At 46.7% G+C, this 23436-nt stretch carries 21 protein-coding genes; 8 read left to right on the forward strand and 13 right to left on the reverse strand.

Annotation, left to right across the window (positions count from 1 at the left end):
• Positions 1-79 precede the first annotated feature (79 nt).
• A complete protein-coding gene (gene gyrA / locus AC4BAP_RS18210) occupies positions 80-2617 on the forward strand; it encodes a DNA gyrase subunit A (protein WP_490584109.1) in 2538 nt (845 codons plus the stop codon).
• Between the two features lie 77 nt (positions 2618-2694).
• Positions 2695-3828 (forward strand): tetratricopeptide repeat protein, encoded by a 1134-nt coding sequence (locus AC4BAP_RS18215; RefSeq protein ID WP_490584110.1) that lies wholly within the window; start codon positions 2695-2697, stop codon positions 3826-3828.
• 718 nt (positions 3829-4546) lie between these two features.
• Here the strand turns inward: AC4BAP_RS18215 and AC4BAP_RS18220 are convergent.
• From AC4BAP_RS18220 to AC4BAP_RS18240, 5 genes are all read right to left on the reverse strand, one after another.
• Positions 4547-4948 (reverse strand): phage holin family protein, encoded by a 402-nt coding sequence (locus AC4BAP_RS18220; protein WP_490584111.1) that lies wholly within the window; start codon positions 4946-4948, stop codon positions 4547-4549.
• 74 nt (positions 4949-5022) lie between these two features.
• Positions 5023-5694 (reverse strand): peptide-methionine (S)-S-oxide reductase MsrA, encoded by a 672-nt coding sequence (msrA, locus tag AC4BAP_RS18225; RefSeq protein ID WP_490584112.1) that lies wholly within the window; start codon positions 5692-5694, stop codon positions 5023-5025.
• A gap of 66 nt (positions 5695-5760) precedes the next feature.
• Entirely contained in the window at positions 5761-6759 is a 999-nt protein-coding gene (locus tag AC4BAP_RS18230) for a cation diffusion facilitator family transporter (RefSeq protein ID WP_490584113.1), read from the reverse strand.
• A gap of 154 nt (positions 6760-6913) precedes the next feature.
• Positions 6914-7216 (reverse strand): GIY-YIG nuclease family protein, encoded by a 303-nt coding sequence (locus tag AC4BAP_RS18235; protein ID WP_490584114.1) that lies wholly within the window; start codon positions 7214-7216, stop codon positions 6914-6916.
• Positions 7217-7390: 174 nt separating this feature from the next.
• Positions 7391-7591: a hypothetical protein gene (locus tag AC4BAP_RS18240; protein ID WP_490584115.1), complete on the reverse strand. Its 201-nt coding sequence runs from the start codon at positions 7589-7591 to the stop codon at positions 7391-7393.
• Positions 7592-7726: 135 nt separating this feature from the next.
• On the opposite strand from AC4BAP_RS18240, the gene AC4BAP_RS18245 reads away from it, so the two are divergent.
• On the forward strand, positions 7727-8434 hold the full coding sequence (locus AC4BAP_RS18245) for a pseudouridine synthase (RefSeq protein ID WP_490584116.1): 708 nt from the start codon (positions 7727-7729) through the stop codon (positions 8432-8434).
• 16 nt (positions 8435-8450) lie between these two features.
• Here AC4BAP_RS18245 and AC4BAP_RS18250 read toward each other — a convergent pair whose 3' ends face one another.
• The 7 genes from AC4BAP_RS18250 to AC4BAP_RS18280 all read right to left on the reverse strand — a co-directional run bounded on the left by AC4BAP_RS18250 (position 8451) and on the right by AC4BAP_RS18280 (position 14798).
• Positions 8451-8816 (reverse strand): hypothetical protein, encoded by a 366-nt coding sequence (locus AC4BAP_RS18250; RefSeq protein ID WP_490584117.1) that lies wholly within the window; start codon positions 8814-8816, stop codon positions 8451-8453.
• Between the two features lie 28 nt (positions 8817-8844).
• A complete protein-coding gene (locus AC4BAP_RS18255) occupies positions 8845-9774 on the reverse strand; it encodes a DnaJ C-terminal domain-containing protein (RefSeq protein WP_490584118.1) in 930 nt (309 codons plus the stop codon).
• 117 nt (positions 9775-9891) lie between these two features.
• On the reverse strand, positions 9892-10500 hold the full coding sequence (locus AC4BAP_RS18260) for a YqaE/Pmp3 family membrane protein (RefSeq protein ID WP_490584119.1): 609 nt from the start codon (positions 10498-10500) through the stop codon (positions 9892-9894).
• Between the two features lie 131 nt (positions 10501-10631).
• On the reverse strand, positions 10632-11360 hold the full coding sequence (locus AC4BAP_RS18265; RefSeq protein WP_490584120.1) for an N-formylglutamate amidohydrolase: 729 nt from the start codon (positions 11358-11360) through the stop codon (positions 10632-10634).
• The gene (locus AC4BAP_RS18270; RefSeq protein ID WP_490584121.1) at positions 11354-12610 is read right to left on the reverse strand and encodes a carboxylate-amine ligase; all 1257 of its coding nucleotides are present in this window, start codon (positions 12608-12610) and stop codon (positions 11354-11356) included. Before AC4BAP_RS18270 ends, AC4BAP_RS18265 begins: the two co-directional genes overlap by 7 nt.
• Positions 12597-14072, reverse strand: a complete 1476-nt coding sequence (locus AC4BAP_RS18275; protein WP_490584122.1) for a RimK family ATP-grasp domain-containing protein — start codon at positions 14070-14072, stop codon at positions 12597-12599. Before AC4BAP_RS18275 ends, AC4BAP_RS18270 begins: the two co-directional genes overlap by 14 nt.
• Positions 14073-14075: 3 nt before the next feature.
• Positions 14076-14798 (reverse strand): peptidase-C39 like family protein, encoded by a 723-nt coding sequence (locus AC4BAP_RS18280; protein WP_490584123.1) that lies wholly within the window; start codon positions 14796-14798, stop codon positions 14076-14078.
• 183 nt (positions 14799-14981) lie between these two features.
• Between AC4BAP_RS18280 and AC4BAP_RS18285 the strand changes: the two genes are divergently transcribed.
• Complete coding sequence (locus AC4BAP_RS18285) at positions 14982-15668, forward strand: MCP four helix bundle domain-containing protein (protein ID WP_490584124.1); 687 nt, start codon at positions 14982-14984, stop codon at positions 15666-15668.
• A 98-nt stretch (positions 15669-15766) separates the two neighbouring features.
• On the opposite strand, the gene AC4BAP_RS18290 is transcribed toward AC4BAP_RS18285, so the two are convergent.
• The gene (locus AC4BAP_RS18290) at positions 15767-17959 is read right to left on the reverse strand and encodes a glutamine synthetase III family protein (RefSeq protein WP_490584125.1); all 2193 of its coding nucleotides are present in this window, start codon (positions 17957-17959) and stop codon (positions 15767-15769) included.
• A gap of 267 nt (positions 17960-18226) precedes the next feature.
• Between AC4BAP_RS18290 and AC4BAP_RS18295 the strand changes: the two genes are divergently transcribed.
• From AC4BAP_RS18295 to AC4BAP_RS18310, 4 genes are all read left to right on the forward strand, one after another.
• Entirely contained in the window at positions 18227-20068 is a 1842-nt protein-coding gene (locus AC4BAP_RS18295; protein WP_490584126.1) for an LTA synthase family protein, read from the forward strand.
• Between the two features lie 463 nt (positions 20069-20531).
• The gene (mtaB, locus tag AC4BAP_RS18300; protein WP_490584127.1) at positions 20532-21851 is read left to right on the forward strand and encodes a tRNA (N(6)-L-threonylcarbamoyladenosine(37)-C(2))-methylthiotransferase MtaB; all 1320 of its coding nucleotides are present in this window, start codon (positions 20532-20534) and stop codon (positions 21849-21851) included.
• Positions 21852-21929: 78 nt separating this feature from the next.
• On the forward strand, positions 21930-22559 hold the full coding sequence (locus tag AC4BAP_RS18305) for an OmpH/Skp family outer membrane protein (protein WP_490584128.1): 630 nt from the start codon (positions 21930-21932) through the stop codon (positions 22557-22559).
• 232 nt (positions 22560-22791) lie between these two features.
• Positions 22792-23307, forward strand: coding sequence for a hypothetical protein (locus AC4BAP_RS18310; protein ID WP_490584129.1), 516 nt, complete (start codon positions 22792-22794; stop codon positions 23305-23307).
• Positions 23308-23436: the final 129 nt, after the last annotated feature.

Raw genomic sequence — 23436 nt, forward strand, 5'->3', positions numbered from 1 at the left:
ATATAGGGCTTAATGCCTTTTTTGCTTAACTTGCCTAATCTAAAAAACACAACCAATTAATTTATTTTAGACTTTCAACATGACTGAAGGCGAACGAATAATACCGATCAACATTGAAGACGAAATGCGCGGTGCGTACATCGACTATTCAATGTCTGTTATCATTTCCAGAGCCTTACCCGATGTTCGGGACGGACTAAAGCCGGTACACCGCCGTGTGCTTTATGGTATGTCCGAGCTGGGGGTATCGTACAATAAACCTTATAAAAAATCGGCCAGGATTGTAGGAGAGGTGCTTGGTAAGTACCACCCGCACGGCGATGCCTCTGTATACGACACGATGGTGCGTATGGCACAGGAGTGGTCTCTGCGTTACCCGCTGGTTGATGGCCAGGGTAACTACGGCTCTATCGACGGCGACTCGCCTGCAGCCATGCGTTATACCGAGGCGCGTTTAAAGCGTATTGCCGACGAGCTGCTTAACGACCTGGACAAGAATACCGTTGACTTTGTGCCTAACTTCGACGACTCGTTGAAGGAGCCAAGTGTGATGCCTGCAAAGCTGCCAAACCTGCTGGTTAACGGTACATCTGGTATTGCGGTAGGTATGGCTACCAACATGGCCCCGCACAACCTTACAGAGGTTGTAAACGGCATTGTGGCCTACATCGATAACCGTGAGATCACTATCTCGGAGTTGATGCAGTACATTACGGCGCCAGACTTCCCGACAGGTGGTATCATCTATGGTTATGATGGCGTTAAGTCTGCTTTTGAGACTGGCCGTGGCCGTGTGCTGATGCGTGGCCGTGCCGAGTTCGAGACCTCCCCAAGCGGTAAAGAGCAGATCATCGTTACCGAGATTCCTTACATGGTGAACAAGGCCTCTCTTATCGAGAAAACAGCCGCGTTGATCAATGAGAAGAAGATCGAAGGTATAGCTGACTTACGCGATGAGTCTGACCGTGACGGCCTACGTATTGTGTATGACCTGAAGCGTGATGCTATTCCGAATGTTGTTCTAAATAACCTGTACAAGTATACTGCGCTGCAGTCTTCGTTTGGCGTTAACAACGTGGCCCTGGTAAAAGGTCGCCCAATGACGCTGAACCTGAAGGACATGATCCACCACTTTGTGGAGCACAGGCATGAGGTTGTTATCCGCAGAACGCAGTACGAACTGGAAGAAGCTCAGAAACGTGCACACATCCTGGAAGGTTTACTGATTGCGCTGGATAACTTGGACGAAGTGATCAACCTGATCCGTTCTTCCCGTGACCCGGAGATTGCCCGTAATGGCTTGATGGAGCGATTTGAACTAACTGAGATCCAGGCCCGTGCTATACTTGACATGCGTCTTCAGCGCCTTACAGGTCTGGAGCGTGACAAGATCCAGGCAGAGTACCAGGAGATCATGAAGCTGATCGAGGACCTGACAGATATTCTTGCCAACGAGGAAAGAAGAATGCAGATCATCAAGGATGAGCTGAACGAGATAAAAGAGCGCTACGGCGATGAGCGTCGCACCAGCATCGAAGCCAGCACCGGCGATATCTCTTACGAGGACATGATCCCGGAAGAGAATATGGTGATCACCATTTCGCATGAAGGCTATATTAAGCGTACCTCGCTTAGCGAGTACCGCAGCCAGAGCCGTGGCGGTGTGGGTTCCAGAGGCGTGGCCGCATCCAAGGAAAGCGACTTTACAGAGCACCTGTTCATTGCCAGCACCCACCACCACATGCTGTTTTTCACAGAGTTTGGTAAGGTGTTCTGGCTTAAAGTATACGAGATTCCGGAAGGAGGGAAGACCACGAAAGGACGTGCCATACAGAACATTATCCAGATCGAGAAAGAGGATAAGGTACGCGCCGTACTTAACGTGCATGACCTGAAAAACCAGGACTTTATACTTAACCACAACCTGGTATTCTGCACCGAGCAGGGCACGATCAAGAAAACCGTTCTGGAGGCTTATTCTCGTCCGAGAACAAATGGTATCAACGCCATTACAATTAACGAAGGCGACAGATTACTGGATGTGCAGCTGACAAACGGCAACAGCGAGATCGTAATTGCGTTAGAGTCGGGCAGGGCTATCAGATTTAACGAAGATCAGGTAAGACCAATGGGCCGTAATGCGGCTGGTGTGCGTGGCGTTTCGCTTAGCGGACCAAACGACAAGGTAGTTGGTATGGTTTGTGTACAGAATGAGAACACAGAGCTATTGGTTGTTTCTGAAAATGGTTTTGGCAAGCGCTCTCTGTTAGAGGAGTACCGCATCACGAACCGTGGCGGTAAAGGCGTTAAAACCATGAACATTACGGAGAAAACTGGTAATCTGGTGGCTATAAAAGGAGTGGTTGACACAGACGATCTGATGATCATCAACCGTTCTGGCATCACCATCAGGCTGCGTGTTTCTGACATCAGGGTAATTGGCCGTGCAACGCAGGGTGTGCGCCTTATCAAGATAACAGAAGGCGACCAGATCTCTTCTGTTGCTAAAATAGAAATGGAAGACGAGGAAGAGGTTGTACTAGAGCAGTCGGAGATCACTCCGGAAGACTCGCTGCAGCCCGACACCATGATTGACCCAGAGACAACTGAGGAATAGTAAACTGGAACTTAAAGGAATTATATTTCATTTAATATTCGTTAAACAGACAAACAAACCATTTTTCACAAACTAGTATGAAAAGAATACTTTTAACTGCCTTTGCCGCGGCTACTGTAACAGTTGCCAGTGCGCAAAATTCAGCTGTGAACAGTGCCATCCTGAACCATAAGAATGGTGTGCTGGACAAAGCACAGGCTGATATTGACAAGGCTATACAGCATGATAAAACAAAGGAAAAAGCAAAGACCTGGTTTTACCGTGGCGTGATTTACCAGGATATGATCGGCAACCCTATCTACGGTAAATTGACGTCTGAGGAAACTCCAATGATCGTGATGGAATCATTTGACAAAGCGCTTGCTTTGGACGGTAAAGACGGTGAGTTTGGCAAACTGGTTCCTGAGCGTAAAAACATACTTTATGGCCAGGTACTTAACCAGGCAGTAGAGTTCCACAACAACCAGGAGTGGGAAAAGGCTATAGACAAGTATAAGTTAGCGTCTACAGTAGACCCTAAAGATACTACTGCAGTACTTTATGCCGCTTATGCAGCCACTGCAAACCAAGACTATCCTCAGGCGATCACGTTCTATGACAAATTGATCTCTATTGGTCATAAAACAGAAGATGTATACAAAAACAAGGTTCAGTTGCAGCAGGCAATTGATGCAAGCGACGATGCAGTAATGAGCACGTTGGCTGCCGGCCTGAAAGAGCATCCGAACAGCGTTTACCTGATGCAGGAAGAGCTGAAGTACTACCTGAAAAATGACCGTGGCGACGAAGCAATGGCTAAATTAGAGAATGCTATCAAAGCTGACCCGGACAACGCCAGCCTTTACGCTGTACTAGGTAACCTGCAGGAGCGTAAAAACAACCTGGAAGGTGCTACTGCCAGCTACAAAAAAGCCATTGAGCTTGACCCTAAAAACTTTGATGCTTACTACAACCTGGGTGTACTTGAGTACAACAAAGGCAGCGAGTTCAACAACAGGGCAGCTAAAATGGACTACGCTACTTACCAGAAGAAAGGTAAAGCACTAGAGGCGCAGGCTAAAAAGCACTACGAGGCATCAGTACCATACTTCCTGAAGGCGCTTGAGGCACAGCCAAACGATCAGGGCACGATGTCTACACTTGTTAAAGTTTATACTCGCCTAGGTAACAAAGCCGAAGCTGACAAATATTCTAAGAAACTGAATCAGTAATCTGATTTTAGAATCTAATGAAAAGAGGAGCAGGAATGTTCCTCTTTTTTTATGGGCTTGCGATACTATTATGTTAAATAGGATACGACAAATAAAGTATAAAAGAGTAGAAGGGGTAGACCGTTAATTGCATAATTTCTTATTTTCAGGCTCTAATTTCCGCTGAACAAGCCCTGTCATTCTAAAAGATAATTTACACAACTTCAAATTCAAAAGTATACGTTCTGGTTAAGACAAACTACAGGCTGCGTGGAATTCGATAAACCTTGGTTTTAACTCAAGATCAAACAGGTTGACATATTAGGTAAGAGGAAAAGTATAATATGAAGCTGTTTAGGGTTTTATTTAAAAAATTGAACCTGCCATTGTCGGTGTTTTTCATGAACAATCTAAGGCACTAGTTATTATACTTACTGGTGATATCTGTAATTGCGCAGCACATTGAAGCATTTATACATGCAGTCAGATGCTGAAGGGAGATAAGATAGAGAGAGGTACAGAAAATGGAAAAGTATAGGAGAAGTATGTAATGCTATACTTTTAGATTTAATACTTAACATAATATAAATTATAAGACTGATTATATACATCTATAATAAGTGTCACTGATAATATACTTTATGTTAAATAGAGTTATTATACTTAGCCAATCATTTATAAATAATAACGGCACTGCTTTGTATGGCAGTGCCGTTAGTTTATACTTTGTAGTTATTGCTCAGGCTAAATACTGAGCCGTCATGTGGTTCATTGGTTCAACGATAAACGTGTAGTAGTCGTTGCTTCCTGTAAGCCAGCCAACAGCAGCTACAGCCAGTGCCGTAACCACGGCTATTATCAAAGCCGGCAAAAAACCATCTACTTTAAAGTTCTTTACAAAGGCATCCACCAACTTAATCATCAATGCCGTGACGATTAAACTTACAATTGCTTCCAGTAGAAAAAATGACACCAGGTTTAATAACCCTCTTAAAATCCAGCCTAGAGTCGCGTTAACAATCGCTATAAGAAAAGCCACCCAAAGCGCTGTGCCAAAGCTTTTTACATGCACACTAGACATAGCATAAGACAGAATCAGAATCACAGCTGCACTTACCAGCAAGTTAATTATGAAGCTCATAGTTTTATTATTTTAATTAAAGTTGCATTATGACTTCATAGTACGTGAACAAGCCTTAATTTGATAAAAAACCTTTATTTCACGTATTCCAGTTTAAGGTACTGTTTATACTCCTTTTCAAATTTTTCTACTTTAGGTTTCGCCACGGATACCACATAAGGATCCGTCGGGTTAAGTTTGTAGTAATCCTGATGGTATTTTTCGGCTGGCCAGAATTTCTTGACCGGCTCTACATAGGTTACAATCTTGTTTTTATACTTCCCAGAGGCAGCAAGCTTCTGGATATGATTTTCCATGCTCCTCCTCTCCTCTGCTGTCCGGTAAAAGGCAATCGACCTGTACTGCTCCCCCACATCCGGCCCCTGGCGGTTTAAGGTTGTCGGGTCGTGGGTGGCAAAAAATACCTCTACCAGTTTGTCAAAACTAATGCTATTCGGTTGGTAATAAACCTGAACAGCCTCGGCAAAATCGGTTCTGCCTGCACTAACCTCGGCGTAAGTGGGGTTGGCAGTTGTGCCGCCGGCATACCCCGAAATAACTGCCTCCACTCCTTTCAAACGTTCAAAGTATGCTTCGGTGCACCAAAAGCACCCACCTGCAAATGTTGCCTTAGCCATACCTGCTGTGTCTTCGGGAGCAATCATTCTTTCTTCTGTGGCACCAGAAATGGCTGTGTCGGAGTTGCGCTGCGAACAGGCGCTGAACAAAAGTATAAGCGGAAGGAAGATATAAAACAGAGTAGTCATACGTGTAATGTTTTACTTAAACTTACGCATGAAGTATACTTACAGATTTACATAAAGATCAACGCTTTAATATAAGCCATGTTTTCTGTCTGCCAGTACTTTGTCAAAGTCCCATTCAATACGCTCTTTCAGTGGATGCTGCCGAACCTGACAGTCTGTTTTTGTGCAGATGCTACAGGATGGTGCAATGCAGGGGTCAGTATGGATAAACAATTCGATGCCCGGATCTATCTTATCCCGGATTAAACGGCCAACAGCCTCTACCTCATCGTGTGCCTCAACAACATTTAAATACCACGGAACGGTAAGGTGACAATCGATGTGTAGTGTGGTGCCATACTTTATCACACGCAGGTTATGAATATCGATCCAGTTTTCCCGGCGGTTTTCATTCAGCACCCGCACAATGCGTTGCAGCAATTCATAGTCAGCTTCATCCATTATACCCGCGATGGCAGACCTGAGTATCTTATAGCCGGTAAACCCGATCATTATACCGAAGATTATGGCCACAATGCTATCCAGCCATACCAGCCCTGTCAGGTAGATGAGTAGCAAACCAATGAGGATACCAGCTGTGGAATAGGCATCGGTTTTCAGGTGCTTCCCTCCTGCTACCAGCACCAGCGAGTTGTTCTTATCCCCTCTCCTTTCAGTTACTGCACCTACTACGTAGTTTATTACGCCTGCAATGGCTGTAAGCAAAATACCAACATCCAATTTGTTAAGCATTTGCGGCTCCAGCAGGTTGTAAACAGACTTAATGATTATGGCACCACCGGCTACCACGATCAGGGAGCCCTCCAGGGTTGCCGCTACAAATTCTATTTTACCGTGCCCATAAGGATGGTTTAGATCTTTGGGCTGCGCAGACAGCACCAGGCTATAAAGCGAAAACGCACCGGCCACCACATTAATAATGGATTCCAGGGCGTCTGTTAGAATGGCGTTGGAATTGGTAAGGAAAAAGGCAACGAATTTAACGAGCAGCAGGAGCACACCTACCGACACGACAAACAGTTGCAGTCTGATGTTTTCCCTGTAGCTTTTCGTGTTGATATCCACCAAGCGGATCTAATGCTTTAAAAGTTACGGCGAAGTGCCGCCAAACGCTTTAAAGTTATCCTAAATCTGGCACAATGACCAATTTGATCAGTATTTACTAATTACCCTGTGGTAAATGCAGAGGAATTGTGTGTATTAAAGTATAATCCTGTAATTAGCCCGGAAGTGTATCGCTAAGGTCGAGCCAGTTAGGGTTCATGGAGGCAATCAGGTTATTTGTAGTGCTAAGATCACCACTTTTGATCTGCTTTTCACGGTTAAGGGCTATTGCCTCTTCGTCGTAGTGCTCGTAGTATACCAGTTTTGGAGCAGTTTGCCTGCTTGCACCGGCTTCCTGCTCATGTTCTCGAATGTATGCCATACGCTGCTGCAGATCATCGGCAATACCAATGTTTACATCTGTTCCAGGCTCCTGACCTAAAATGTATACGAAATAGTGAGGGTGTTTCTTTTGCATGATCTTGGGTATACCGGGTTTTAACTATGATTTGTATACTGTCCGGGCCGCCGTAAGGTTAACGCAAAAGAGGTATTTTGTATTATACTTTCACTAATTAAAAGCAACTTACAAAGCAGCAGAACGCGCTGTGTGCCATCCCTGTTTTTTATGATATACTTTTCAAGCTGAGCCTTATATTTCCTCCAGGTCAAAGTCTTTGCCCCTACCATACTTGATCAGGTCCTGTAGCTGGTATACTTCCAGGGTGTGCAGGTCTTTCAGAACATACTTTTCTTCTTCCGGCATGTCCATCACCTGAAAGTCAAACTGCTCTCCGTAGTTAGTTAACCTGTATCTTTTGCCTTTGCGTAAATTGTCCACTGAAATCGCCATACCTGCTTAAACCTGTTTTCTGGCAAATATACGTGAAGTGTACCGATTGTTTTGGTTTAGGGTGCTATACTTTGCCAACTTTACCAATACACCGAAGCAACTTGCTTATATTTGCGGGAATCAAGTTTTATTGCTGTGCTGGAGATAATATACCAGGATGAATGCTATGTGGCTATAAACAAGCCCAACGGACTATTGGTGCACCGTACCCGAATTGCCGAGGAAAAGAAAGAGTTTGCCCTGCAAATGCTGCGCGACCAGCTGGGCTATCTCCTTTACCCGGTACACCGCCTCGACAGGGGCACTTCGGGTGTCTTGCTTTTTGCGAAGTCGTCGGAGGCTGCGGCACCCATGGTAAAGGCTTTTGAAGACAAGCAGGTTGAGAAATCATACTTTGCAATCGTGCGTGGGTATGCTCCGGAGGCACAGACAATAGACAACCCCATACGTCCGGACAAAGACCACAAGAACAGAGCACCACAGGACGCCATCACGCATTTTACCCGCCTCGGCACTGTAGAGCTGCCTATACCGGTTGGCCGCTATGCCACCTCCCGTTACAGCCTGGTGCGCGTAAGCCCTGAAACTGGCCGCATGCACCAGATACGCAAGCATTTTGCCCACATCAGGCATTATATTGTCGGGGATAAACGGCACGGCGACTGGCGCCATAACAAAATGTTTCTGGAGGAGCTTGAAAGCCCTTGCCTGCTGCTGCATGCTGCCAATTTATACTTTACGCACCCATACACAGGCAAGCCGGTAAGTATAAAGGCACAGATGCCGGAAAACATGCTGCGCCTTTGCAATAGATTTGGATGGGATAATGTGATAAGCGAATAGGAAGTACTGCCTCAGCCTATTCCTCAGATTCCTGGTTAAGTATACGCTTGACCACCTCTACCTGCAGGTGTGCCACCAGGTTATTATGCGCGTCTGCATTTAGCACCATCAGCATGTAAGCCATCGGCGAAAGCCGCCAGTCCTGCACCAGTTCACCATTCTGAGGCCGGAACACCACTTTGAAGTTCTCGCGCAGCGGAATGTGCATGCAGGTGCATACTTCTGTGGCACGCTTCAGCGCCGTCCCAAGCTCTTCCATACTTTCGCAGCCTGTCAGGTGCATCAGGTCTGAGGCGTAGTAGTTTAGGTTCTTGTCTGCTAGGCTGTCCAGAAAATCCTCCAGAGAGCTGTTTATCTTAGCGTCTTCAATGGTCATCAGCATGGCTTTCGGTAGTTGTTAGTTTATACTTTCATGCTGCCCTGGTGTGGCGCAGATCCCGGAGCTTTTCCAGCAGATTACGCTCTTCCGTGCTCAGGTTAGTAGGCAGCACAACATTTATCTTTACGTAAAGATCGCCGTGTTGGTCAGGTTTTCCGTAGTGCGGCATGCCTTTGCCCCGCAGCCTGAGCGTTTTCCCGTTCTGCGTACCGGCTGGTATCTTAAGTTTTAGCAAGCCGCTCATGGTGTTTACCTGGGTCTCGCCTCCAAGTATGGCCGTGTACATGTCCAGGTCAAGGTCGGTATACAGGTCATCGCCTTTGCGCTCAAATTTAGGGTGAGGCTTTACCAATACCTTAATGTACAGGTCCCCGCTCTCACCGGCCCCTGCAGCCGGACCGCCCTTGCCTTTTATGCGCAGCGTTTGTCCGTCAGCCACGCCTGGCTTGGTGGTAATGCGCAACTGCTGTTTATCAGTGTTTATCAATCGCGAAGTGCCGTTATAGGCTTCCTCCAGTGTGATTTCCATTTCTGCCTGGTAGTCCTGGCCCTTGCGTGCACGGGTCCGGCCTCCGGCTGTCTGCCCGAAACCTCCAGCACCACCGCCAAAAAACTGCTCAAAGAAATCAGAGAAGCCGCCCCCGCCTCCACCAAACATATCATGCATGTCCTGCTGAGAGAAACCGCCGCCGTAACTTTGGTACCTGCCGCCACCCGGTCCCCCAGCCTGCTGAAACTGTCTCCAGTTGGCGCCTAACTGGTCGTACTGGCTTCGCTTTTCCTTGTCGCCCAAGACCTCGTATGCCTCGCTGATATCTTTGAACTTGTTCTCTGCGGCCTGGTCGCCTTTGTTTTTGTCAGGGTGGTATTTTTTGGCTAGCGCACGATATGCCTTTTTAATCTCAGCCTGAGAGGCCTCTTTATCAACGCCAAGTATTTTATAATAGTCCTTGTACTCCATTGTGCAGGCTATTTGTCCGTTATGTTAGCTTTTACTATAACCCTGATGTTAAGTTGCATAAAGCAAAGAAGCACCGCCACTAAGCGGTGCTTCCCTTATCTGTGCTCCTCTAAAGCTTTATATCGAATCTGTTACAACCAGCAAGGCATGTATGATACCCGGGATGAAGAACAGGAGAGTCAGGATAATGTTGATCCAGAAAGAGGTGCCGATGCCATCGTGCAGGAACACAGCCAATGGCGGCAATAGTATGGCAAGTATGATCTCTACAATAGAAGTTCTGCTTCCACCTCTATCCTGCTTTAAGGCTTCTTTTATTTCCTTCTTAAGTTCTTTCTTTTCGGCTTTGGTCATGCTGGCAACGCGTTCTTTCGCCATTTCAAGGGCCTCAGCCTCTGTAACAGTAACAGGAGCAGCCACTGTAGCAGGCTTAGCAGGCGCACTGGCTTTTACCGCTTTACTGGCTGGCGCAGGAGTGGTAGCCGCGCTGGCTTCCAAAACAGGAACTGCCTCATCTGTAGCTGCTTTTTCGTCGGCTGCCTGTAAGGCAATTTCAGATAAAGATGGATTTGCCTGCTGATCCTCTGGCGCAGCTTTAGGCTTCACTTTATTGTAGGCTTCCGGTTTATTGGGTGCAAACTCATAGTATTTTGCGGAGCTACAGGCAAATATCATTTGCCCGACCAACAGTACCAGAACCAGGTTAAGTAAACTTCTTAGTTTCATAGTCTCAAGTGTTAAATTGTAAGATAATTATCATGCTGCGCTGCAGCATTTGGCAAATATTGTCAATTACTATATAATGAACAATACTTCATATGAGGTAACTTTGTTGTTGAAAATGCCTTTTTTATACTTCAAGCCACACTTTCTTCTTTGCTGTTAGGTCGCCATACTTTCAGCGTTTGTGCCAGAGAGGACTTGATCGTTTGGATCACATCTTCCCACCGCTGCTGCTCACCTTCCGGAAATTTCTGGTTTACTTCCAGCTCAATGCCCAGGTACTCATCTGCTTTATACTTCTTTCGCAAATAGGTCGGAAAGCCGTCGGAGATGCCCAGATAGGGATAATTGTTGCGCACAAACAGTTCCGGATTTACACGATTCATAGCCAGACGCCAATCGCGGCAGAACTGCTGCTCACCTTTCCGCTGGGGGTCATAAAGTAAGCCTATATCAGCTTGCCTCACCTCACCGTTTAATTCTGGAGTAAAAGAGTGCACGGCAATGTGCAATACCTGCCTGCCAGCCCTTACAAAATCCTGGACCAAGTGCTCTACCTTATCACGATACGGGAAGTAATATTCTTTTAAAACAGCGTTTTTCTCCTTATCCGAAAGTACGCGGGTATAGTCGGAGAACAGCTTTTTGTGGTGCAGCGACCTGTTTAGCTCTACGAGCAGGCGCGATGTTTCCGAATAAAAAGAGATATCGGCCAAAGGCTCCAATTCTCTAAACAACTGCAGGGCTCCTATGTCGTAGCCTGCATGCGAGTTAAGTACAGACTGCTGCCCCTGAAACAGTTCCTGGTAGGCAACAGGGATCTGGTTGCCTCCGTGTTCGCAGGTTAATAGTAGTTTTAACATGGTTTTTCAGGTAGAAATACACCTCCGTTCTGGAGGCAGGTTGCTAAACTTTGGTATACTTCCTTTATACGGTCTACGGATGGGTTTTCGCCGGTTGCCTCTGAAATTCTGCGGGAAAGATTGCCCCTGGAAAGTATAACATGCAGTGCATAAGCCACCTCCGGCTGATCTTCGAGTTGCAGTGCTTCTTTTGCCAGATACTTCCAAAGCTCCCCTGCCGTGCAGTTTTCAGTGCAGTTAAAACCGAACAGTTCCAGGTACTCTAGGTCCGTGATCACAGCTTGCTGCCCCTTTGAGATGACAGCATGAAGTATAGAGGCAAGGCGACTCTCGTCCCAACTCTTGAGTCTGTCTATACTTTGCCAGCGCTCTGCTACCAATGCCTGCAGTATGCCTACCACAGCCTGAGCCACCGCCATATCAGCTACCGGGCTTTCCTGTATGTCAATTAACCGGATCTCGATAGCGTTGCGCTGGAAACGGGCAATGGCACCCCTGGAGTTCAGAAACTCATCCTGCAGCACTTCTTCTTTGTCATAAGGCTTTATGGCCTCGAAGATTGGATTCAGGATCTTGGCTTCGTATTCCTGCTTGCTGAATGCCTGCTCAGGTATGATCTTACCGGCAATGATAGGGATACGGTCCTGGTTGTGGCGGTATACTTCCAAGCGGGTGTCATCCAGACCGCTCAGTTTTCCTTCCAGTATCGGCGATGAGGCACTGATGGCCGGGATAATGGGCAACAGTACACGAATGGCAGCGTGCAGTTTTTCGAATTCCTTGTCGTTGGCAAAGGGCAGGTTCAGGTGGGTGCTCTGCAAATTAGCCCAGCCATGCCCACTGCAATCGAATATCTTGTTATAGGCCTCGTACACAGCATTGTACTCGTGCGGCCACAAGGCCGTATCGGTATCAGGGTTCATAAGCGGGTGCGCACCTGTAGGCAGCAGCATGGCATTATACTTTTGCAGCATCTGGTTTATTTTGCGCACATGTTCCAGCATTTTCCATTGCAGGCCGGCCAGTTTGCTTACAGGCCCCTGCGTTTTCAGCTCCACCACATGCAGCACCAGTTCGTTGCTCCAGGCAATATCCCCAAACTCCACATCCGATAAGTAGGCTCCCACCTCATCGTAGATCAGCTTATCGGTTATGGGCCGTACTGCCAGGGTGTCGCGGTCCACGATCATGTACTCCAGCTCCACACCAAAGCCCTCGAATAGCTTAAGCGGTGTCTTACGGTTGCTCATCTGTCCTAATGTTTTTGTGACTGTCGATACGGCGCTTAATGGACTTAATAATGGATGCATAAAGTTCTTTTTTTAGAATTTTATCTTCACACCCCGCTTCAATGCTGGGGTTATCATTTACTTCTATGATGTATGCTTTTCCGTCGATTTCCTTCACATCAACCCCATACAAGCCATCGCCTATCAGGTTGGCGGCTTTTAACGCAGTGTGTAACACCACAAACGGAACTTCCTCGAATGGTACTGTCTCTACGTCTCCGGCGGTATCTTGTTTCTTGCCTTCCCAGTTGTAGATCTGCCAGTGACCTTTGGCCATGTAGTACTTGCAGGCATAAAGCGGCTGCTTGTCAAGCACACCGATACGCCAGTCAAACTCCGTCGGCGAAAACTCCTGCCCGATGATCAGCTCTGAGTCTGCCAGCATTTCGTCGAGATTCTTTTTAAGGCATTCGGGGTCTTTGGCCTTTACCACACCCTGCGAAAAGGAACTGTCTGGCTTCTTCAGCACACAGGGTAAACCAAGCTCTTTCTCCACCTCATTGCGGTTATCCTTATGTATGATCATCGTTTTGGGAGTGGGTACTTTGGCCTTCGTCAGCAACTCCGCCAGGTATACTTTGTTAGTGCACCGCAGTATGGAAACCGGGTCATCGATCACGGCAAGGCCATCGGCATAGGCCTTTCGGGCAAACTTGTACGTGTGGTGGTTCACGGCAGTGGTTTCACGGATAAAGAGTGCGTCAAACTCGGGTATCCTGCGGTAGTCATCCTTTGTTATGAGCTCCACATAAAACCCCATAGTATCAGCGATATCCATGAACTGCTGGATGGCCTTTTTATCGGAAGGCGGTTCTTTTTCATCGGGATCTACCAATATGGCCAGGTCGTAGGTTTTGCGGGTGATGCGCGCCCCTGAAAAACGGTGCCGCGCAAAGTATGATTTTGCAAAACGAACCAGGTAATTATGGTGATGCTCAGGCACCTCGTTTATTGGGATCGGCGTTACGCTTTGTAGCACCCACTCATCTTTGTAAACAAACTGTGCACGCAACAACGGCGCCTGAAACAGATCGTGCAGTTGCTTGCACAGCTTCTCATACTTTTTTGCCACGTTCTGCCCAAAGTATATACTAAGGGTAAAGTTATTGGAACGCAGGCTGGCCAAGCTCTTCTGTATCAGGTCGTTCAGCTCCACGGTTATGGCGCGCACAATGGTGGGGCTTTTAAGGTCCTGCATGGTGGTAACGCTGGGGATTGGTTTATGGCCCCGCGCCTCAGCCAGCAACGAAACATAGTAGCCGGCGCTTTGGTACCTGTAAGACCGGCACAGGTTAAAGATCCTGGCATTTCGTATGTCTGTATAGGTAGAGTCGGTAAGGTAGCTTTGCGCTTCAATTACCTCTATATCTTCTATCGCCGCATCCCAATCTTTGAGATAATCAACAACAACAATTTTTCGCATGTTTTATACTTGCTCTGGTTCTGTGCTGGCAGGCTGTATGGCTAACAGGCTCGCATCGAAGGTGGCCATACCCAGCATAATGGAATTAATAAGATGAGACGCTTTAACTTCGTAGTAATTATCCTTGAAGTAGGGGTTTTCCTGGTAAGGGTCGGCTACCACAATGCTTTTCATGTCCTCGGCAAAGCCGCACAGCACCACAAAATGACCCATGGGGTAACCCCGCACATCGTCATACACCGAATTCCCCTGCTCGTCGCCGTATTCCCGCGCGCTTCTGTACAGGTAGGTGGCGCTCAGGCCGGTCAGCAACGGAATACCCTGCTCAAAGTACTCTATCAACAAAGCCTTCGTTAAATCACGGCTTCTTAGCTCACCGCCCAACTGCAGGAAATCAATGTAAGCCATGGTGGCCCTGCGGAACTTGCTGCCTTTTTTAAAGTCCAGTTGCTGTTCCAGTTTCAGGATAATCTCCTCGTTGCTAAGCCCGATCCAGGTGGGGTCGAACAGGTGCAGGTTATAGGTATAGATGCTGGCCCTGTAGCCGCGCTTTAAGGCATGGCAGGCAAGCAAAACTTCCAGGGTGCCTCCTTCGTCGAGGTATGGCACTTCTTTTATTACATCGCTTAGCTGGATCGGGTCGTTAAAATACCGGTACACGGCATGCAGGCTGGTCGGGCCACAAGTGGAATCGTCAGGTTGCGTGTGTATTTTAATCGGGATCACGAAGTATAGCTTTAAGTTTATCTCATGCTTTGATGTGCCTTTTATACGCGCCTCACAACTTTAGTTTTAGTATTTTTAAATGATAATGTTGTCAGGGTGCAGGTCTGGTTTTTGCTGTAAATGGAATTTGTAGTTGCGAAGCTGCTAAAAAATGATAGCTTTAAAGTATAAACAAAGTGAAGTATGGACTGGACTATAGGTTTAAGGCAGCGGGATAAAATTTCGCTGGCACTGGGTTTTATTTTCGCAGTGATCGTGTTATCCAACTGGTTTATGAGTTACAGCATGAAGCTGATCGGACATCAGTTTAAATCAGTGTATGAAGATAGACTGGTGCCGGCGCTGGATATTTCGGCCATTGTGGAGCGCAGCTACCAGAACCACTTGCTACTGGAGCAGCACATTCTGGAAACGGACACACTGCGTAAGTGCAGGCTCGGTGACAAGATCATCACCAACCAGCAGCAAATAGACTCTATACTTGTTAAGTTTGAGGGAACGCTGCTTACCGGCGCAGAACGGCAATCTCTTGAAAATTACAAACAGGCCCGGCAAAAACTGCTGGCTGTACAGAAAGTTATACTTAGCCAAAGCGGAAACCAGAATACCAATGCTGCAAAAGTCAGCTATAACACAGCCGGCAGCGCTTCTTTTCAGCACTTGCTCACACCCTTGCACGAACTGAGCAAAATTCAGGGTACCGTTGGCCATGAACTGCTGGATTCCGCCGAACACCAGATGAACCTGATCAAGGTACTTTCTACGCTTATTATTGCCATGGCGGTGATCATTGCGTTGCTGGTGGCCACTTTGCTGCAAACCTCCCGAAAATTGAACTCCATTAAACAGCAGAATTTCCGCCTGAATTGAGTAAGGTAGTTTTGTAGTACTGGGTATGCTTTATAAGCAGGACAAAAAGAAAGGCACCACTGATGGGTGCCTTTCCTGTTTTTAATTTATACTAGCTCTTAGTGGCGGAACAACAGTTCACGGTACTTCACCAGTGGCCAGTCTTCGTCGTCCACCATTAGCTCTAGTTTGTCTACGCTGTAACGGATGGTCTCGAAGTAGTTAAAGATTTCTTCACGGTAGGCAATGGCGCGTTCACGCACATCCTCTATCTTGTTAGCTACCTTACGGGCCTCGATCATGGCGTCCACGTTTTTCTGGATAGTGGTGATGTGGCGCGACATTTTCTTGATAGACTCCAGCGTAGTCTGTGTAAACTCGTCCTCCAGCCCTAGCTCTTTCAGGCCACGGATGTTCTGGATCAACTTGTTCTGGTATGCAATAGCCGTCGGGATCACGTGGTTTACAGCCAGGTCACCCATCACACGCGACTCGATCTGAATCTTCTTCACGTAATCTTCCAACAGGATCTCATGGCGGGCCTTTAACTCTACAGGTGTAAGTATACCATGCTTCGAGAATAACTCTACCACATCTTCACGCTCATACACATCCAGTGCAAGCGGTGTAGACTTGATATTTGACAGGCCACGGCGCTCTGCCTCTTCCTCCCACTCTTTAGAGTAGCCGTTGCCCTCAAAACGAATGCGCTTCGACTCGGCCACGTACTCACGAAGCACCTGTATAACGGCAACCTCTTTCTTCACGCCTTTCTTATCGATCAATTCATCCACTGTCTGGCGGAATTCCTGCAGCTGGTTTGCCACGATGGTGTTCAGAACCGTCATAGATGACGAACAGTTGGCAGATGAACCCACCGCACGGAACTCAAACTTATTACCTGTGAAAGCAAATGGAGAAGTACGGTTACGGTCCGTGTTGTCGCGGAGTACCTCTGGTATTCTGTCGATGCCCAGTTTCAGGTACATGTTGTCGCCTTTCTCGATAGGCACCTTAGAGGTACGCTCGAACTCATCCAGAACCTCGGTAAGCTGCTGACCGATAAACACCGACATGATAGCCGGAGGTGCCTCGTTGGCACCTAAGCGGTGGTCATTGCTCGCAGAAGCTATACTTGCACGCAGTAAATCGTCATACTTGTAAACTGCCTTAATGGTATTGATAAAGAACGTCAGGAACTGCAGGTTCTCTTTAGGCTTTTTGCCAGGCGCCAGCAGGTTAGTGCCGGTGTTTGTGCTCATAGCCCAGTTGTTGTGCTTACCGCTGCCGTTTACACCTTTAAATGGCTTCTCGTGCAGTAACACTTTAAAATTATGGCGTTCTGCTACTCGGTCCATTATGTCCATTAGCAGCTGATTGTGATCCACGGCCAGGTTGGCATCCTCAAAGGTTGGGGCGCACTCAAACTGGTTTGGGGCCACCTCGTTGTGGCGTGTTCTCAATGGTATACCCAGTTTCCAGGCCGACTTCTCAAAATCAACCATAAAGGCGTGCACACGGCTCGGTATACTTCCGAAATAGTGGTCTTCCAGCTGCTGACCTTTAGCAGGAATGTGTCCGAACAAAGTGCGGCCAGACACCATCAGGTCAGGGCGTGCCTCATAAAGTGCCTTATCTACCAGGAAGTACTCCTGCTCAATGCCTAACGTGGTGCTTACTTTGGTTACGTCTTTATCGAAGTACTGACAAACCGGCACGGCTGCATCGTTCAACAGTTTAAGCGATTTAAGCAGTGGTGTTTTATAGTCCAGCGCCTCACCGGTATAAGAAACGAAGATAGTCGGGATACACAGCGTTCTGGTGCCTGCGTTCTCTATCAGGAAAGCCGGTGAAGACGGGTCCCAGGCACTGTAGCCACGGGCCTCAAACGTATTACGGATACCGCCGCTTGGGAAAGACGACGCATCCGGCTCCTGCTGCACCAGTGCACTTCCTTTAAAGGCTTCGATCGCATCACCGTCAGAAGTAAGGTCGAAGAATGAGTCGTGCTTTTCGGCAGTGGCACCTGTTAGTGGCTGGAACCAGTGCGTATAGTGCGTGGCGCCTTTGCTCATGGCCCAGGTCTTCATGGCGGCAGCCACGGCGTCGGCAAGGGTACGGTCTACTTTCTCACCAGCCTCAATGGTGCGCTGCAGGCGCTTAAAGTATTCCGACGACATGGTGGCACGCAAAGCCTCAAAGCCAAACACGTTTTCACCGTAATAATCAGTAATTTTTTCAGATGGAAGGTTAACCTCTGCAGGTTTACGCTGACTTACCAGTTCAAGCGCCTTAAATCGAAGAATTGCCATGGGTTATAGGGTTGGGTTGTAATTTCTAAGGCAAAGATAAATAGTTTTATGCAACCACAAATAAAAGGGGTCTAATTTTTAAGGGGTGTATCATGAAATATACTATTTATTTCACAAACACCCCCGTTATACAAAAGGGCCTAATTCACCATTTATACTATTTCATACTTACACAAGTATAATTATAGGCACCTCTCCTGCGCAGTTGGAATTTTCTTTAAAGCATAGTCGTTAAGAATGGCTGATGTAATGCATTATATTTGCGCCGTGAAAAAACGCGTATACTTTCAACCTTTATACTTTCTGTACTGGCTACTGTTCTTTGTGGTGGCCCGTGCTTTGTTTCTGGTGTACCATGCCGGTAAAACGGAGCAGCTAAGCAACAACGAGGTGTTTTATACTTTCCTGTATGGCCTTCGACTGGATGCTTCATTTACAGCTTATATCAGCATCATCCCTTTCTTGCTTGGCCTGGTATCGGCTGTTAAACCAAGTATAAAAACAGTGGGCATCGTCAGAATCTATACTTATACTTTAGTGGTATTGATCTCAGTGTTGCTTGCCGCTGACTTGGAACTTTATACTTTCTGGGGCTTCCGACTGGATGCTACCCCGCTGCAATACCTGAGCACCCCCGGCGAAATGGTGGCTACTGCCACTTCCGCACCCGTATTCCTGCTGAGCCTGGTTGCCCTTAGTTTGAGTGTGGCATTTATACTTTTGTATAGCAAGGTATTTGGCGAGTGGAGAAATAACTGGGGTACCAAAAAACTTTATAGTATAGGCCTTTCTTTTCTTTTCCTTATACTTTTAGTGTTGCCCTTGCGTGGCGGTTGGCAGCAGATCCCGATAAACCAGAGCGTAGCATACTTCTCTGAGAAGCCTTATGCCAACCATGCCGGCTTGAACATGCCCTGGAACCTGATGCATGCCATGCTCAAGTATAGCAAGTCGAGCCACAACCCCTACCAATACATGCCTGAGCAGGAAGCCGAGGAAAAAGTAAAACAGCTTTATACTTCGCATACTACACCGGACACCGCAACTATACTTTCAACAGCCAAGCCAAACGTGCTCTTTATAATACTGGAGAGTTACACGGCTAAATTGGTAGGGCATTTAAGGGGAGAACAAGGCGTTACACCTAACCTGGATAAACTGGCTGCTGAAGGCATCACGTTTACAAACATCTACGCCAGCGGCGATAGAAGCGAGAAAGGCATGGTGGCCCTGCTGAGCGGCTACCCGGTGCAGACAATCACCTCAATTATAAAAGAGCCTAAGAAAACCGAGAAACTGCCACAGTTAAGTAAGGTTTTTAATAAACTGGGCTATAAAACCAGCTATTATTACGGCGGCGAGTTAGAGTTTGCCAACATCAAATCATACTTGTTAAATGGCGGTTACAATAAGCTGGTAGATAAGTATGATTTTGACCCCAGCACTTACAACTCGAAATGGGGCGCACACGACCATGTTTTGTTTGACAAGGTATTAAATGAGTTAAGCAGCGAAAAACAGCCCTTTTTCAGCACGGTTTATACGTTGAGCAGCCACGAGCCTTTCGAAATACCGATAGCCCCTAAGTTTCCGGGTACTGACAATGCCGCGCTTTTCCGGAACAGCGTGTACTACACCGATTGGGCTTTGGGCAAGTTTATAGAGCAGGCAAAGCAACAACCCTGGTGGCAAAATACTTTGGTGGTAATCGTAGCAGACCACGGCCACCCGCTACCCGGCGACGATGCCAACCACCAGCCAAGCAAGTATAAGATACCATTTATACTTACAGGCGGCGTGGTTAAGCGGCAAGGTCTGCAGGTAAACACCATCGGCTCTCAAACAGACATCGCCACTACCCTTCTGGCAGCGCTAAAACTACCGCACCAGGACTTTAGCTGGGGGCGCAATTTACTGGAAACCGCTTCTAAGCCGTTCGCATTCTATGTGTTCAACGATGGTTTCGGGTATGTAACCCCACAGGGCGTTATGACTTTTGATAACGTTTCGAAGCAGGTGATCACGCAGGAAAGCGGCGTTACGAACGAGCAAATTGAACTGGCTAAGGCCTATATGCAGTATTCTTATGGTGATTTTGTGAGAAAGTAATTTTGAATTGTTGAAAGGCTTAATTGTTAAATGGTTGAATTGCTTGATTGTGTTAAAGGATTAACAGAATGTAAAATCCATCCCTAACCCCTCCGAGGAGGGGAATCGGGAACGATTGTCATCCCCCTTACCCCCTTCGAAGGGGGACTTTCGATAACGATTTCTCCCCTCCTGTTTTTAGGATGGGGTGGGGGAGGTAAAATTCCCCTCCTCGGAGGGGTTAGGGGTGGGTTAATCCCGAATGAGCAGGTTTAATTTATACTTTTACAGACAGCGCCCAACCTTACAGTGTCTTCCAGACCTGTGAGCATTCTAACCCACCACCATAATCGAACAACTAATAACCAACAACCAATAACGACACAAAACCAACCATTTAGCAATCAACAATTTAACAATATAACCATCCATCTCCCATCCACTCAGTTTTCAAAATTAAATTTCGTACCTTTGCGGTCTTATTATGAAGAAAGTAGCTTTTTATACCCTTGGCTGTAAGCTGAACTACTCCGAAACCAGCACGATTGGGCGCATTTTCCAGGAGCGCGGTTTCGAGAAGGTGGAGTTCACGGATACGCCGGATATATATGTTATCAATACTTGCTCGGTTACGGATAATGCCGACAAGAAATGCCGTAAGATCGTAAAAGAGGCCCTGAAGCACTCGCCGAATGCCTTTATTACCATTGTAGGCTGCTATGCCCAGCTTAAGCCAAAAGAGATCTCTGAGATACCGGGCGTGGACGCCGTGTTGGGTGCTGCTGAGAAGTTTCAGTTGGTGGATATACTGGAGACCTTTGAGAAAAAGGAGAAAGCCGAAGTATACGCCAGTCCTATTTCTGAGGCAAACACCTTCCATAACTCCTACTCTTTCGGCGACCGTACACGCACTTTCCTGAAAGTACAGGACGGCTGCGACTACTCCTGCACCTTCTGCACCATACCTTTGGCCCGTGGCAACAGCCGCTCCGACAGTATTGTGAACGTGGTTAGGTCTGCGAATGAGATTGCGGAGTCTGGCGTGAAGGAGATTGTACTGACAGGTGTAAACACCGGCGACTTTGGCCTGCAGGATGGCAAACGCGTGGAAACGTTCTATGAACTGGTGCAGGAGCTTGACAAGGTGGAGGGCATCGAACGATTCCGAATATCTTCTATCGAACCTAACCTGCTGAAGGATGAGATAATTGAGTTTGTGTCGCAGAGCCAGCGCTTTATGCCGCATTTCCATGTGCCGCTGCAATCGGGTTCTAACAAGATCCTTAAACTAATGCGCCGCCGCTACCAGCGCGAGTTGTACACTGACCGCGTTGCGAAGATAAAATCGTTGATGCCGCATTGCTGTATTGGTGTAGATGTGATTGTGGGCTTCCCGGGTGAGACGGAAGAGGATTTCCTGGAGACCTACAACTTCATCAACGACCTGGACGTGAGCTACCTGCATGTGTTCCCGTACTCTGAGCGTGAAAATACCATGGCTCCTGACATGCCGGGCAAAGTAAGTATAAAAGACCGCAACCGCCGGGCCGATATGCTGCGCATCCTATCCGAGAAAAAGAAGCGCCACTTCTACGAGCAAAACATTGGCCGTGAGTTTACAGTGCTATTCGAGGATGATGTGAAGGACGGCATAATGGAAGGCTGGACTGAAAACTATGTGCGTGTAGCCGCCAAGTATGACCCTGTGCTGGTAAATGAACTAAAGCACGTGCGCCTGACCGGTATTGATGCCAATGGCCTGATGGAAGCCGAAGAAACCTACCAGGAGATACTAAAACATTAAAAAATTTAGGCTTAAACAAAAATTAAGCTATATTTAGAGTTGAAAAACTTCCAACTAAGAAACATTAATAAACTTACTGTGAAATTATTTAAGCTAACCTTAGGCGTTGCTGTGGCTACAGCTACCCTTGCAGCATGCAGCCAAAACGGCGAAAAAGAAGTTGTAGTAGCCGATGCTGGCGCTGTTAAAACAGCAGAAACAGGTATTCCGGATATTGTTTACGTAAATTCTGACTCTCTGCTTGCCAATTATAAGTACTTTACTGACGTAAAAACAAGACTACAGTCTAAGGCTGAGGCAAAAGAGAAAAGCCTTCGCTCTCAGGCAGAGTCTTTCCAGAAAGAAGTGCAGCGTTTCCAGCAGCAGGCACAAAACATGACAGTGCAGCAGGCCAGCGCCACAGAGCAACGCCTGATGCAGAAGCAGCAGCAACTTCAGTCGCTACAGCAGAGCACTGGCAACGAGCTTCTGACAGAAGAGTCGGAAGAGATGAAGAAGATCTACGACCAGGTAGAAACTTACCTGAAGAAGCTTAGCGAAGAAAAAGGCTATAAAATGGTGCTTACTTACCAGCGCGGCAACAGCGCCATCCTATACAGCGACTCTACCAGAGATATTACTACGGAAGTAGTAGAAGGCCTGAACAAAGAGTACGAAGCTGAAAAAGCTAATGCTGATAAGGCAAAAGAAACTCCTAAGAAAAACTAATCCGCAAAATTTATACTTTAAAGGCGAGCCACACGGTTCGCCTTTTTGTTTTTATATTGATTTATACTTTTTAACATATCATTATTTCATGTATCTTGTTTCAGTGGAGTTTGCATTGGTAGTAAGATATGGTAAGAGGTATAATCCGAAGCCTGAATCCAATTACATGATATAATGCAGATAGTGGGAGTAGGTACTCCTGCTAGCTCGTAGTTGGCCAAAAATTAAAAGTATGAATTTAGACGAAGATGAATACACAAGGATACAATTAGTAAGCTTTGACTATCCAACAGAAGGAAAAGAAAGATACTACTTCCTTGAAATGTCTTCTCTTCAAGCAACTACAATTCTAGAACCCGCATTAATTATTAGAAGAATAGATATTGTTGCATACGACAGTGAAGACAACTATTTATCTTTAGTTGAAACAGATAGCTTTAAAACGATCACCGACTTCAATACATTTTTCTTAAAGAATCCTGATTTCTATATTCATAACTTAGAAATAGAATTAGAAAATGGAATTAAAATAAATAGCCATGATGATGGCGAAGTTTCTATAACCATAGCAAAAGACTCTGAACAAGTTGAAATCATTAAAAGGATTTTAAAGAAGTATAAAATTCAGGAAAGCTTAATCATAGAAATGCAAAAAAGAAAAGGGCATTACTTAGCTATTGATTCAATAGGAAAAGTTGTTGCGGACTATGCAGACTTTGATGAGTATGTAGAAAAAGGAAGAAAGTAAATCTATGGCTAATCGAGTAGACGGCCCCGCCAGTGTTAACTGACGGGGTGCGCCTCTCACACCACCGTACGTACGGGTCGCGTATACGGCGGTTCGTCAAGGATAGCACAGCCGCTCTTTACACCAGCT

Source organism: Pontibacter sp. GD7 (assembly GCF_058216375.1).